Source organism: Botrimarina mediterranea (genome assembly GCF_007753265.1).
Taxonomy (GTDB): Bacteria; Planctomycetota; Planctomycetia; order Pirellulales; family Lacipirellulaceae; genus Botrimarina; species Botrimarina mediterranea.
Genome location: NZ_CP036349.1, coordinates 2,817,271 through 2,830,840, shown reverse-complemented (window position 1 = coordinate 2,830,840; position 13,570 = coordinate 2,817,271). Strand labels below are relative to the sequence as shown.

The window sequence follows — 13,570 nt, the reverse complement described above, 5'->3', positions numbered from 1 at the left end:
TAGGCTATCGGCAGGCAAATCCCGCCCGGTCGATTGGTGATAAGGGCTCAAGAAAAGTTTGGCAGCAGCTGGCCGGTTTCGGCTGCTCAACTACTTGAACAACAAGCTAATGCGGTTGGTCTACTTTGTCCATCAGAATCCCACGATTTTCTGGGCGTCGCCAAATTGACAGCAATCTGGCGACGAATCAGCGTCAGTCGACGGCGTCTACCGGCGCAGGCCCGGTCGAATCGCGGAGGATGAGGTCGCCGTCCACACGGACGTTGGAGAAGGGGATGCTGCCGGCGCCGCTCTCACCCATCAAACGCCGCAGCACCAGCGCCGCGGCTTGATCGCCGATCTCCCGCGCTCGCTGCCGGACCGTCGTGAGCGGTGGCGTCATCGTGGCGGCGAAGTCGAGGTCGGCGAAGCCGACAACGGAAAGTTCCTCCGGGATGCGGACGCCGATCTTCGCCGCCGCTTGGTAGACGTAAGCCGCTTCGTGGTCCGTCGCCGCGAATACCGCGGTGGGACGGAAGCGGCTACGGAGGAGTTGCGTCGCCACCTCGACGCCATTGTTGCCCTCTTCGTTCAGCCGCCAGACCTTGATTTCAGCTTTGGGGCACGCCTTCAGCAGCGCCGCCTCGAACGAGTTCCGCCGTTCCAACGCCCAGGTCTGAGAGGGCGTTTCTCGGCTGCTGATAACTGCGATCCGTCGATGGCCAAGGTCGACCAAGTGTTTGGCGACCATCGCGGTGGTCGATTGCTCGTTGGTTGCAACGGTGTCCCACAGTGGCGTATCGGGGTGGTGGTCGATCGTGACGATCGGCACCGCGCGGTCGCGAAACTCCGGCAGGTGGTCCCGGTACGCCATGCCGAATGGCGGCCACAAGATAAACGCATCGACGCGGCGATCCAGCAGGCGATTGATCAATTCAAGGCCGCGCTTTTCGTCGGCCTCGAAGTGGGGCATGTGCTCCAGGTCACCTAGCCAGACGGTGATCGGCAAGTAGTCAGCCTCGGCGAACCGGGCATGAATCCCCGAAAGCACCGCGATCCAGAACGAGTCAAATGGAGGGATCATCACGCCGACGGTGCGTGTCGTCCCCGTCTGGATGCCGTTCACCAACAGGTTGGGCCGCCAGCCAAGCTTGCGAGAAGCCTCTAGTACTCGGCGGCAAGTCTCTTCGCCAAAACGCGATTCTTCTCCACGCAAGATGCGGGAGGCGGCGCTGATCGAGACGTTCGCCGCTTCGGCGACATCTTTGAGGCGTGGCGTCCTTTTGGACATGACACACACTTTAGCTATCCCCCGGGATGGTCGCTAGCTGAACAGCTCCCGCTACAGCCGAACGCAACTTTCCACTTGATAAACTACTTGAGCAGCTTGTCGAGGTCAGTTAGTCTGCTACCTGATGGACGAATCGCTACGGCGTCACGTGCGATCGCGTCGGAAGTCGTGGAACAGCGAAACGACTCAATCGCTGCGGGAACGCGACGGTTTTCAGCTAACTCGCGACCCATTCAGCTACTCGCCGACCCACTAAGTCGGTTCGCTTACTCATCTCACAACGAGGCGCCAAAGGTGGCAGAAGTACTCAGCGCTCGCGGCAATGCCAATGGCGTCGCGACGTCGCAAGGGCTCCCCAACATCCCCTGGCAGGACCGCCCGGCGGGCAGCAAGGCAGTTGTTTGGCGCCACCGCGAAAACCCGGTCATCCCCCGCGCGCCGCAGCCCGGGGTGCAGGGTGTTTACAACAGCGCCGTCACGCCGTTCGGCGACGGCTTTGCCGGGGTGTTCCGTCTCGAAAAAACCGATCGCTTCCCGCGGCTGCACGTCGGCTGGAGCGAAGACGGACTCGATTGGCAACTCGAGCCCGAGCCCGTTGTCTTTAGTAACTGGAAGGACGACCCCAGCCACTACGCCTACGACCCGCGCGTCACCGCGATCGATGGCGAGTACATCGTCCAGTGGTGCGGCGGCCACAACGGCCCGACGATCAGCCTCGCCCGCACCAAGGACTTCCGCACCTTCGAACGGCTTGAGAACGCCTTTCTGCCGTTCAACCGCAACGGTGTGCTCTTCCCGCGGAAGATCAATGGCGCCTACTACATGTTCAGCCGCCCGAGTGACAACGGGCACACGCCGTTCGGCGACATCTACCTGAGCGAAAGCCCAAACCTCATTCACTGGGGACGGCATCGCCTCGTGATGCGTAAGGGGGGCGATCACGTCGGCCAGTGGTGGCAACGCACCAAGATCGGGGCCGGCCCCGTGCCGATCGAGACACCCGAGGGATGGCTGATGATCTATCACGGCGTCATCGACACCTGCAACGGGTTCGTCTACAGCATGGGCGCCGCGCTGCTGGACCTCGACGAGCCATGGCGGGTGCTCTACCGCACCAACCAGCACGTGCTCACGCCCGAGGCCGATTACGAGGTGTCGGGCCACGTGCCGAATGTCGTCTTCCCCGTCACCGCGCTGTGCGACCAGCCGACGGGCCGTTTGGCGATCTATTACGGCGCCGCCGACACTTGTACAGCGCTCGCCTACGCGAATCTCTCCGAGTTGGTCGAGTTCACGAAGGCGAATTCGGCGGTATTCTAGTCCGCAGAATTCCGTGCTGATCCAGCGTGTCGCCCAGCCGCGCGCCAGGCCAGCCGTGCGCCGCTTGTCAACGACGCTACCCCCTCCTCTCTAGCCGCGACACGCGCTCGTATGAACGGCGCCCATCCGATCGACCTGGCGATCATCGCCGCCTACGTGGCGGCGACGGTCGGCATCGGGTTCTGGATCTCCAAGCGGGCCTCAAAAAACCTCCGCAGTTATTTCCTCGGCGGCAACACGATCCCCTGGTACATGCTCGGGCTCTCCAACGCCTCGGGCATGTTCGACATCAGCGGCACGATGCTGATGGTCTATTGGCTCTTCGTCTATGGCGTGAAGAGCGCTTGGATTCCTTGGTTGTGGCCCGTCTTCAATCAAGTCGTGATGATGGTCTATCTGTCGGTCTGGCTGCGCCGTTCGGGCGTGCTGACCGGGGCCGACTGGATCCGATTCCGCTTCGGTGACGGCCGCGGCGCACAGCTCGCTCACCTGGTCGTGGTGCTATTCGCGTTGATCAACGTGGTGGGCTTTCTCGCTTACGGCTTTATTGGCATCGGGAAGTTTGCATCGACCTTCCTGCCGCTGCACCTATCGACCGACCCCGCCACTAACGCCAACCTCTGGGGCTTGGCGATCACCGCCGTGACGACGCTCTACGTCGTGAAAGGCGGCATGTTCAGTGTCGTCTTCACTGAAGTCCTGCAGTTCGGCATCATGACGGCCGCCTGTATCGGCGTCGGCGTGATCGCGATGCAGCAAACAACGCCCGAGCTCATTGCCGCGGCGACGCCCGACGGTTGGCATGACCTTTGGTTCGGAATGCGTCTGAACCTCGATTGGTCGGGGCTCTTGCCGTCGGCGAACGACAAAATCACCGGCGACGGCTGGGAGCTGTTCTCACTCTTTGTGGGCCTATGCCTCTTCAAGGGCGTCCTCGCCAGCATGGCCGGCCCGGCGCCAAATTACGACATGCAGCGAGTCCTCTCCGCCAAGTCGCCAAGAGAGGCGGCCCTGATGAGCGGCTTGGTGAGCCTCGTGCTGCTCGTGCCGCGTTACATGCTGATCACCGGACTCGCCGTGCTCGCTCTGGTGTTCTTCACCGATGAGCTGAACTCGATGGGATCGGAGGTTGATTTCGAGTTGATCCTCCCCTTCGCGATGCGCGAGTTTATTCCGGTGGGCCTCTTCGGACTGTTGATCGCGGCGTTGTTGGCGGCGTTCATGTCCACCTACGCCGCGACAGTCAACGCGGCGCCAGCCTATGTCGTCAACGATATCTACAAGCGCTACATCAACCCGAATGCCGATGACAAGACCTATGTCCGCATGAGCTACCTCACCTCGGTCGTCGTCGTGATCGCAGGAACCGCCTTTGGCTTCGTCATCGACGATCTGAAGGACGTCGTGAACTGGATCGTCGGCGCCCTCTACGGCGGTTACGTCGCGGCCAACGTGCTCAAGTGGCACTGGTGGCGGTTCAACGGCTGGGGCTATTTCTGGGGCATGGCCGGCGGCATCGGCTCCGCGATGATGATCGCCACCATCGTTAAGACGTACCCACAGATCGGCGGCTTCGAGACGAACCTCGCCCTCTTTCCCGTAACGCTCGCCATCTCGCTCATCGGGTGCATCGCCGGCAGCCTACTGACGGCGCCCGACGACCCAGCAGTCCTCCAGCACTTTTATTTGAAAGTGCGTCCCTGGGGCTGCTGGGGACCCGTGCGTGAGCAGCTACTTACTTCGAACCCCGACCTCGCTGCCAACCATGATTTCAGCCGTGACGCGGTGAACGTCGCCATCGCCATCGCTTGGCAGACCGCGCTGACCGCGGCAGGCATCTATCTCGTACTGCGAGACTGGACGGCGCTCGGCTGGTGCGTCGGGGTGATCGTGGTTACGTCGGCGGTTCTCAAGTTCAATTGGTACGACAAGCTCCAAGACTATCCTGATGGTTACGCGCCCGAAGGAGCGGTTTAACTGGACGCTAACGCGTGCCGGCTGATGAGAATCCGCAACTAGAATCAGCCGCGGGGCCCTAGCCCCCGGTTCCTCCTTAATCCGATGGCGACCTCACAATGACGCCGCTGCCAGCACTACTAACGCTCTCCACGCTCTTGTTCTTCGGAACGCTCGCATGCGGCGCTGACAGCGCCTTCAAGCACTTCGTCACCCGCCAAGGCGATCAGCTTTACGACGGCGACGAGCCGCTACGGTTCATCTCCTGGAACATCCCCAACCTGCACAACGTCGAGGACGCTTTCACATTCCTCGGCGAATCGCCGTGGCGCTGGCCTAACGACTACGAGATCGCCGACGCTCTCGAAAGCACCCGTCAGATGGGCGGCACGGCCGTGCGGACTTATGTGCTGAGCGTGAAGCGTGAAGGCTCCGACATGGGCGACCACGTCCACGTCCTCGCGCCGGGTGAGTTCAATGAAGAAGCGTTCCAAGCGCTCGATCGTGTGCTGGCAATCGCTAACCAGAAGGGGGTCCGCGTCTTCATCCCGCTGGTGGACCAGTGGCATTGGTGGGGCGGCATCCGACAGTACGAGGCGTTCCGCGACAAGCCCGACGACTCTTTCTGGACCGACCCGCAGTTGATCGCCGATTTCAAACGCACGATCGATCACCTCATCAACCGCCGCAACACGGTCACGGGACAGCTCTATAAGGACGACAAAGCAATCCTCTGCTGGGAGACCGGCAACGAGATCGACGCGCCGGCGTCGTGGACCAAAGAGATCGCCGCCTACATCAAGTCGCTCGACGGGAACCACCTAGTGATGGATGGCCGCTCGCTGCACGGCGTGCCCGAGTGGTCGCTCGAGGACCCAAACGTCGATATCGTCACGACGCATCATTACCCCGGCCCGAAGCCGATCCCAGAAGCCGTTCGCCAAGCCATCGCCGACGCCGCCGGCAAGAAGCCCTATCTCGTCGGCGAGGTGGGCTTCATCCCCAACGACGAGATGCGGCAAGTCTTCGACGACGCCATCCAGTCGAAGGCGATCGGCGTCTTGGTCTGGAGCCTTCGGTTCCGCAACCGCGACGGCGGCTTCTACGCCCACTCCGAGCCTGCCGCCGAAGGGCGCTACAAGGCCTACCACTGGCCCGGCTTCGCCTCGGGCGACGCCTACGACGAGTCAGCACTACTGGAAATGATGCGTGCGAAAGCGTACGAGATTCGCGACCAGTCGGTACCCGAACTGCCAGCCCCGAAGCCAGCTGAGCTACTGCCGATCGAGGACCCGGCTCGCCTGTCGTGGCGAGGCTCCACCGGCGCCTCTTCGTACGTCGTACAGCGATCATCCAGCGCCGAGGGGCCATGGCAAGCGATCGCCGAAGGCGTTGACGACGCCGCTCTCTACTACCGCCCCCAGTATGCCGACGCGTCGGCGACACCGGGCCAGTCGTACTACTACCGAGTCGTCGCCAAGAACGCTTCCGGCGCAGCGGTGCCGTCGAACATGGTCGGACCCGTGACGCCGGCGACGCACGCCCTCGTCGATGAACTAGCGAGCCTTGAGCTGATCGCTTCGACCGATGGCGACGTGGCGGCGGATGCGGGGAACGCCCGGACCGTTCAGGAGGACCCCAGCCGGCTCTCGTTGAGCCCGGGGGCGAGCGTCACGTATGCGGTCCCAGGTCCAGTGGTGAGTACTACCGTCTACGCCTTCGGCGGCGATGCAGCGGCGCCACGAGTTACTGTTTCTCTAGACGCCGCCGACGACCCGGTACCGCTTTCAACAACAATAAAAACGCCAAATCGCCCGGCGGGAGACTATGGCTACTTGACCCCGACGCTCGTCGAGGCGATGACGGAAGATCGCCAAGGGCGTCTCGTCACGATCACTGCGCCGGAAACTGTTCCCGGCCCCATCCAGCTCTCTCGGGTGGAGATACGTTACGACGCGCCGTGATCTTCAAAAAACTCCTGCCCTCGGTTTTCCGATGATGACGCGCCGTTTCGTTTTGGTGCTCGCCCTCGTTGCAGCTTCTTTCTCGACGGCTCAAGTCGCAACCCTTGCGCAACACAAGCCCGGGGAGTTCTCCGCTTACGACGACATCGCCAACGAGCTGCTCGGCCGCATGACGCTCGCCGAGAAGGTCGGGCAGATGACACAAGCCGACTTGCAGTACCTCGGCGACCTCAGCGATGTCCGCACGCTCGCGCTCGGCTCGGTCCTCAGTGGCGGCAACTCCGACCCGAAAGACGGCAACTCGCCCGAAGCCTGGGCCCGCGCCAACGACGCCTGCCAGCGCGAAGCGCTCGCCACCCGACTCGGTGTGCCGCTGCTCTACGGTGTTGATGCCGTGCACGGGCACAGCAACGTGATTGGCGCGGTCATTTTCCCACACAACATCGGCCTCGGTTGCACGCGCGACCCGTCGCTCGTCGAAGAAGTCCATCGCATCACCGCCATCGAGATGCGTCGAACTGGCGTCAACTGGGACTTCGCCCCCTGCGTGACGGTGCCGCAGGACGACCGCTGGGGCCGCACTTACGAAGGCTTCGGCGAATCGCCGGCGTTGGCGACGCTGCTCGGCGCTGCGGCCGTCAGCGGCCTACAGGGTAACGACCTCGCCGACCCCCTGCGGGTGCTCGGCTGCGCGAAGCACTTTGTTGGCGACGGTGGAACCTCCGCCGAGAAACGCGACGCCAGCTCAAGCGAGTTCCGTGCCGGCGTCCGCCTGCGTCTCGATCAGGGCGACACTCGTGTCGACGAAGCCACGCTGCGCCGCGTCCACCTGGCGCCCTACCCCGCCGCGATCGCCGCGGGCGTTGGCACGATCATGCCCTCGTACAGCAGCTGGAACGGCGAGAAGTGTTCGGCGAGCCACTACCTGCTCACCGAGGTGCTCAAAGAAGAACTCGGCTTCGAGGGCTTCCTCATCTCCGACTACAACGCCATCGACCAACTCGCCAGCGACTACAAAGAGTGCATCCGCCTCTCGATCAACGCCGGCATGGACATGGTGATGGTCCCCGAGCGGTACCAGGAATTCGTCACGAAGCTCACCGAGCTCGTGAACGAGGGCGCCGTCCCGATGGAGCGGATCGACGACGCCGTGCGGCGCATCCTCCGCGTCAAAGCGGCGATGGGCCTCTTAGGTCCCGACCCAGTGATCATGTCCGACGCGAACCTCGCGTCCAGCTTCGGCTCCGAGCCGCATCGTGAAGTCGCTAGGCGCGCCGTTCGACAGTCCCTCGTGCTGCTGAAGAACGACGGCGTCTTGCCACTTAAGGACGGCAATTTCGCGGTGACCGGCTCGGCGGCGGACGACCTGGGTATGCAGTGCGGCGGCTGGACGATTGACTGGCAAGGGAAAACGGGCGACGTCACCACCGGTGGCGTCACGATCCGCGACGCCCTGGCCGATGCGGCCAATGATCGCCTCGTCGCCGAGTCGGACCAAGCCGAAGCGATTGTCGTCGTGGTCGGCGAAAAACCCTACGCCGAAGGGACGGGCGACACCGACGAGCCCAAGCTCAGCGACGAAGATCAAGACGCGGTCGAAGCGGCGGTCGCCACGGACAAGCCCGTCGTTCTCGTCGTGATCTCCGGCAGGCCATTGGTGCTCGGCGACGCCGCTGATAAGTGCGCCGCGGTGGTCGCCGCTTGGCTTCCTGGCACCGAGGGCGCCGGCGTCGCCGACGTGCTGCTAGGCGATTACGCCCCCACCGGCAAGCTCTCGTTCACGTGGCCCAAGTCCGCAGACCAGCACCCCATCAACATCGGTGACGAGAACTACGAGCCGCTGTACCCGTACGGCCACGGCTTGTGCTACTGATGTCAGCATCAGTTAGTTCGAGAGCCCACGACGCGAGTCGTGGGAGTGAACCGGGTCCAAGGATGGCTCCCACGACTCGCGTCGTGGGCTCCTGGACTTGGTGATCAGTGAGCCGATAAGCCCGGCACACAGCGTCAACGCACTCGGCTCCGGGACGGCCAGCACCGCCGCCGCCATCGCGTCGCGCCATACGGTGTAATCCACCGCGTCGACAACGCCGTCGCCATTGCCGTCGGCCGGCGCGCCGCCCGTGAGGCCGTACATCGCGGTCCATACGTCGTAATCGGCTGAGTCCACGCTGCCGTCGCCGTTGTAATCTCCGGCCGCCGCGGGATTGATCTGCCGCCAGGGCATTGTCGCCAGCTCGCTGAGCACCACGACGTCGTCGTCGCCGATGATCCCCTGCACCGTCGCCGCCGACTGATCGTTGGTCAGAAAGTCTTCATTCCAAGGGAGCATGTAACTGAACGAGACGCCGTAACGCTCCATCACTTCCTGCGGAGGTAACGAGCCCGTCTCGCTGAGGGCGATCAGCTTCTCGCCGTCGAATTCGTTCAACAACTCCAGCCACTGCGGGCTCATGTTGTCGGTCGGGTCGTTGCTGTAGATGTCGACGCCGACGATATCGACTTGGTCATGACCGGGGTACCACTCTTGCCAGTTCGACGCCTCGACTTGGGCGGTCGAAACCCAGATCAGGTTGTCGAGGCCGTGATGGTTGGTCATCCGGTCGTACATCAGCCCCCACAGCTCCTTGAGGGCGTCGGGCCCGCTGGCGCCCCACCAGAACCACGCGCCAGAGTCGTTGCCCTGCGCCTCGTGCAGCGGCCGCCAGAGCACGGGGACGTCCGCCGCCTTGAACTTCAGCAGTTCGTCCGAGATGGCGTCGATGTCGCGCAGCAGCAGCGCGTACTCCGGCGACGCCGGGTCCGCCAACGCCGCGCCCACGTCGAACGTCGTCGCGTCGGTGTAGAAGCCCCGCCACCATTCTTGGCCTGGCTGGTTGATCAGGCCCGTTGGGGCATTCCAGTGCCACATCAGGCTGACAATGCCACCCGATTGCTGCGCCCAGTTAATCAACCGTTCCGACTCGCCGTTGGCGTTGGCGCCGAACGCGACGCGTGACGGCGAGTAGTCCGACAAATCGCCGCCGACAATTGCCGGAAACATCCCGCCGGTGTGACTGAGCACCCCCGGGGTCATGATTGCCGGCGGGTTGTAGTACTCGCGTTGCTGACCAAAGAGGGTCTGTGTGCCGTAGTTATCCGCAAGGTAGTTCATCAGGTACCGCGTGCGTGGCGTCGCCGTGGGGTTCGACAACACCGGCTCAACGGGCAGCGGCCTGCGGACTTCGGCCGAGCGGAACTCGAAGTAATCGATGTCGTAGTAGCCCCACCCCTCACTGACGCGGACATCCAGCGCTCCCTGATCGAGGTAGAACTGACCGCCGAAGTGCTCGGCGAACGCACTCGACTCGCCGAACATCCCCGATGAGGCCTCATCACCAACCAACAGTTCGTAGCCCTTCGGCCCGAACGGCGCGCGGTAGCCGACGTAGAGGTCGTAGAGCCCCTCATCGAGCGAAGCCGGCACGGTGAGCAGATCGACCACCGGGTCTTGATTCGGAAACCCCGTGACGTACCCGGTCCCCGAGTAGCCCGCGACCGACGACGCGACCCGGGTGTTCGAACCGGACGTGGTGATGACGCCGGTCTCGGCCTCGAACCGGTAAGTCTGCCCGAACGCCGTCAGCGCGATCAGCAGCGTCAGCAGGGTGAGAAATGCACGCACGGCGCCCAACCTGAATGCGATGGCTGACAGAGAACAACTCGTTAGTCAAGTATTTTAACCGATGCGGTGGCCAAAAACAAAACAAACCTCGCCACCCTCATCGCGTTCTTATCGACAACCCGCCCTGACGCAAAAGAAGGCCCCAATTCACCGGCCATCACCGAGCCCTGGATACGATAGAGAGATGCTCGCTTTCGAGGCCGATTGCCCCCAATCTTTTCCCTTCGGTCGACTCCGTATGTGGCTGCGTGACGTACGTCGCTCGACGTTCTCGCGCGTCCGTCTTCTCGTGGCTTGCGTGTCGCTGGTGCTCGGCGCGTCGAACATAGCGGCGCAGACGATCGAGCAACTCGAAGCCGCGTTCGACGCCCCCCCCGCCGATGCGCGGCCGTGGGTCTTCTGGTACTGGATGCACGGCGCGGTGAGCCCCGAGGGGATCACCGCTGACCTCGAAGCGATGCGCGACGCCGGACTCGGCGGCGCGTACCTGATGCCAATCCAGGGCCCAGCCACGCCACCCGCTTACGAGCCGCCTGCGACTCAGCTCTCGCCGCGCTTCTGGCGGATGATCCGTCACGCCGCGCGCGAGGCAGATCGGCTCGACCTGCAACTCGGCATGCACCTCTGCGACGGCTTTGCGACGGCTGGTGGGCCATGGATCACGCCCGAGTTCTCGATGCAGAAAGTCGTCTGGAGCGAAGCCACGTTCAGTGGCGGACTGCAAATCGACATCGAGCTGCCGCAACCCGAGACCCGCGAAGGCTACTACCGAGACATCGCGACATTGGCTCTCCCCTGTCCAGTAGGCCATGGCGTCGACAGCGCCTCGCAGCCTCCAACGGTGACGACGAGCGCTGGTGATCCCGGTGCAGGACGCCTCGCCAAGCCCGACAACCAGGAGCGTTACCGCAGCGACAAGCCGTGCTGGATTCGCTACGACTTCGACGAGCCCTTCACCGCCCGCTCGGTGACGATCTCGCCCGACGGCTCCAACTACCAATGCCAGCGATTGCGAGTCGAGGCGAAAGACAGCGGCGGCTCTTGGCGCGTCGTATCACGACTCGCAGCGCCGCGACACGGCTGGCAAGACGAAGGGCGTCCTGTCACTCACGCGCTGCCTGAGACCACGAGCAGGTCGTACCGCTTTTCGTGGACGCCTGTAGGTAGCGAGCCAGGAGCCGAAGACCTCGACTCGGCGAAGTGGGCGTCCGTGCTCAAAGTACAGTCGATTGTCCTGTCGAGCGGGCCGAACCTCCATCACTACCGCGGCAAAGCGGGCGAGGTCTGGAGGCAGAGCCCCGCGACGACGGACGCACAGGCGCCAACCAGGGTTTGCGTGCCGATCGATTCGATCATCGATCTATCAAAGCAAGTCGATAAGGCTGGCCGCCTACGTTGGGATGCGCCCGAGGGCGAGTGGCTCATCCTGCGTTTCGGCCACACTTCCACGGGTAAACGCAACGCCACCGCCGGCGGCATCGGCCTCGAGTGCGACAAGCTCTCCAACCGCGCCACGCAGTTGCAGTACGACCGCTGGTACGGCGAAGCGCGACGCCAAATTGCGGACGAGATCGGCGCCGCCGCGATGCGTCGCACCCTCACCACGCTGCATCTCGACAGCTGGGAGTGTGGCGCCCAGAACTGGACCGCCGACTTCGCCGAGGAGTATCGCCATCGCAACGGCAAAGACCTCACGAAGTGGCTCCCGACAATGGCGGGCATCCCCATCGAATCTGCGGCTGCTTCCGAGCGGTTCCTCCGTAACGTCCGCGCGACGATCGCTGACTTGCTTGCCGAACGCTTCTACGGATCGCTACGCCAGATCGCCGACGAGGGGGGTCTACGCTTCAGCGGCGAGTGCACGGCGCCCACCATGCCCGGTGACGCCTTGCGGCACTTCGCTCGTCTCGACGCGCCAATGGGCGAGTTCTGGCTCGAGAGCCCCACGCACGACAAGCCCACTGACATGCTCGACGCGATCAGCGGCGCCCACGTCTACGGCAAGCGCGTCATCCAGGCCGAGGCGTTCACGCAACTCCGCATCGGTTGGGATGAGACTCCCCGGTCGCTTAAACTTCTCGGCGACCGCAACCTGGCGCTCGGCGCCAATCGCCTCGTGTTCCACGTCTGGACGCACAACCCCTGGCTCGACCGCAAGCCCGGTCAAACCCTCGGCGGCGTCGGCCTCTACTTCCAACGCGACCAGCCCTGGATACGCGGCGCTCGTGGCTGGATAGACTACCTCGCCCGGTGCCAAGCGGTGCTGCAAGCCGGTGAGCCGGTTGTCGATGTCGCAGTCGAGATGAGAGACGACTACCCACGCCGCGCACTTACGCCTGACAAACTCATTGAGCTCACACCCGGCTTACTCGGACGCGACTTCGTAGCGCGCGAGCGCCGCCGGGTCGCCAATGAAGGCCAACCGCAACGCGAACAACCAGCCGGCGTACGAGCTTCGGCGCGCATCCCAGACCCCGGTGACTGGCTCGACCCGCTACGAGGCTACAAGTACGACTCTGTGCCGCCTGAGGTGATCGCCGAGAAGGAGTACCGATTAGTACATCGTACGGGCGACCCAATGTGGACCGAATCCGACTTGTCGAGCAAGGGTCTCGCACGCGACTTCGAGCCCATCGACGGAGTGGCGTGGACGCATCGCAAAGGCGACGGTTGGGACGCTTACTTTGTCAGCAACCAACGCAACACACCGCAAAGGCTCGACCTCTCGCTGCGCGCGACGGCGGGCGCTGTCGAGGTATGGGACCCAGTTAGTGGCGTGCGACGTGAGATCGACGCCATTGGCGACGAACGGACCAAGCTCGTGCTTCAACTGGAGCCGGCCCAATCGCAAGTGATCGTGTTGCGAGATCGCTCAACGGCGCCACTGCTCGGCAAAGCCTCCTTCCTAGCTGAGATCCGCGGTCCTTGGCGGTTGACGTTCGCGCCAGCTGTTGGTGAAGCGCCCCTCTCACGATCCCTCACGGTTCTGGGCGATCTTACCGTATACGAGGAGCTACAGGACTTCGTTGGAGAGGCCCGCTACGAAACCACCTTTGAGATCGAATCGCCGCCGAAGCAAGGACGCATCTCCTTGCAAGTTGGCGGCGCCGCAGCTCTCGCCGAGGTGATCGTCAACGGCGTTGATTGCGGCGTCGCCTGGACCGCGCCGTGGCGTGTCGAGGTCACCGATGCGCTGCAGTCTGGAACAAACCGGATGACAATCGTGACGCCCAGCACCTGGAAGAATCGCCTCGTCGCCGAACGATCGCTTCCCGAAGCGGATCGCACTGCATGGACCTCCGCCCCCGTCCGACTCGCCAACAACGATCTCACACCGTTCGGCCTCCTCGGGCCAATCCAACTCCTCATCGAACAACCCGCTCGCAAGCAATAGCC

Annotated in this window: 7 protein-coding genes; 5 read left to right on the top strand and 2 right to left on the bottom strand. The window is 63.5% G+C overall.

Annotated elements, in window-relative coordinates; translation table 11 throughout:
- Nucleotides 1–193: 193 nt before the first annotated feature.
- On the bottom strand, nt 194–1,270 hold the full coding sequence (locus Spa11_RS11030; protein ID WP_145112151.1) for a LacI family DNA-binding transcriptional regulator: 1,077 nt from the start codon (nt 1,268–1,270) through the stop codon (nt 194–196).
- A gap of 294 nt (nt 1,271–1,564) precedes the next feature.
- Here Spa11_RS11030 and Spa11_RS11025 point away from each other — a divergent pair, with 294 nt between their 5' ends.
- The 4 genes from Spa11_RS11025 (at nt 1,565) to Spa11_RS11010 (ending at nt 8,383) form a co-directional block, all read left to right on the top strand.
- Nucleotides 1,565–2,590: a glycoside hydrolase family 130 protein gene (locus Spa11_RS11025; RefSeq protein ID WP_145112149.1), complete on the top strand. Its 1,026-nt coding sequence runs from the start codon at nt 1,565–1,567 to the stop codon at nt 2,588–2,590.
- 111 nt (nt 2,591–2,701) lie between these two features.
- A complete protein-coding gene (locus tag Spa11_RS11020; protein ID WP_145112147.1) occupies nt 2,702–4,567 on the top strand; it encodes a sodium:solute symporter family protein in 1,866 nt (621 codons plus the stop codon).
- A 98-nt stretch (nt 4,568–4,665) separates the two neighbouring features.
- Entirely contained in the window at nt 4,666–6,510 is a 1,845-nt protein-coding gene (locus Spa11_RS11015) for a cellulase family glycosylhydrolase (RefSeq protein ID WP_145112145.1), read from the top strand.
- A 31-nt stretch (nt 6,511–6,541) separates the two neighbouring features.
- Entirely contained in the window at nt 6,542–8,383 is a 1,842-nt protein-coding gene (locus Spa11_RS11010) for a glycoside hydrolase family 3 protein (RefSeq protein WP_197529911.1), read from the top strand.
- Nucleotides 8,384–8,395: 12 nt separating this feature from the next.
- On the opposite strand, the gene Spa11_RS11005 is transcribed toward Spa11_RS11010, so the two are convergent.
- Nucleotides 8,396–10,174: a glycosyl hydrolase gene (locus Spa11_RS11005; protein WP_145112143.1), complete on the bottom strand. Its 1,779-nt coding sequence runs from the start codon at nt 10,172–10,174 to the stop codon at nt 8,396–8,398.
- Nucleotides 10,175–10,412: 238 nt separating this feature from the next.
- On the opposite strand from Spa11_RS11005, the gene Spa11_RS11000 reads away from it, so the two are divergent.
- Nucleotides 10,413–13,568 carry a glycosyl hydrolase gene (locus Spa11_RS11000; RefSeq protein ID WP_197529910.1) on the top strand — a complete coding sequence of 1,052 codons (3,156 nt, stop codon included), beginning with the start codon at nt 10,413–10,415 and terminating at the stop codon, nt 13,566–13,568.
- Nucleotides 13,569–13,570: the final 2 nt, after the last annotated feature.

Excerpts from the sequence above, each read along its gene's own strand:
- Spa11_RS11030 (WP_145112151.1), bottom strand. The coding sequence starts at position 1,270 with ATGTCCAAAAGGACGCCACGCCTCAAAGATGTCGCCGAAGCGGCGAAC.
- Spa11_RS11020 (WP_145112147.1), top strand. The coding sequence starts at position 2,702 with ATGAACGGCGCCCATCCGATCGACCTGGCGATCATCGCCGCCTACGTG.
- Spa11_RS11015 (WP_145112145.1), top strand. The coding sequence starts at position 4,666 with ATGACGCCGCTGCCAGCACTACTAACGCTCTCCACGCTCTTGTTCTTC.
- Spa11_RS11010 (WP_197529911.1), top strand. The coding sequence starts at position 6,542 with ATGATGACGCGCCGTTTCGTTTTGGTGCTCGCCCTCGTTGCAGCTTCT.
- Spa11_RS11000 (WP_197529910.1), top strand. The coding sequence starts at position 10,413 with ATGTGGCTGCGTGACGTACGTCGCTCGACGTTCTCGCGCGTCCGTCTT.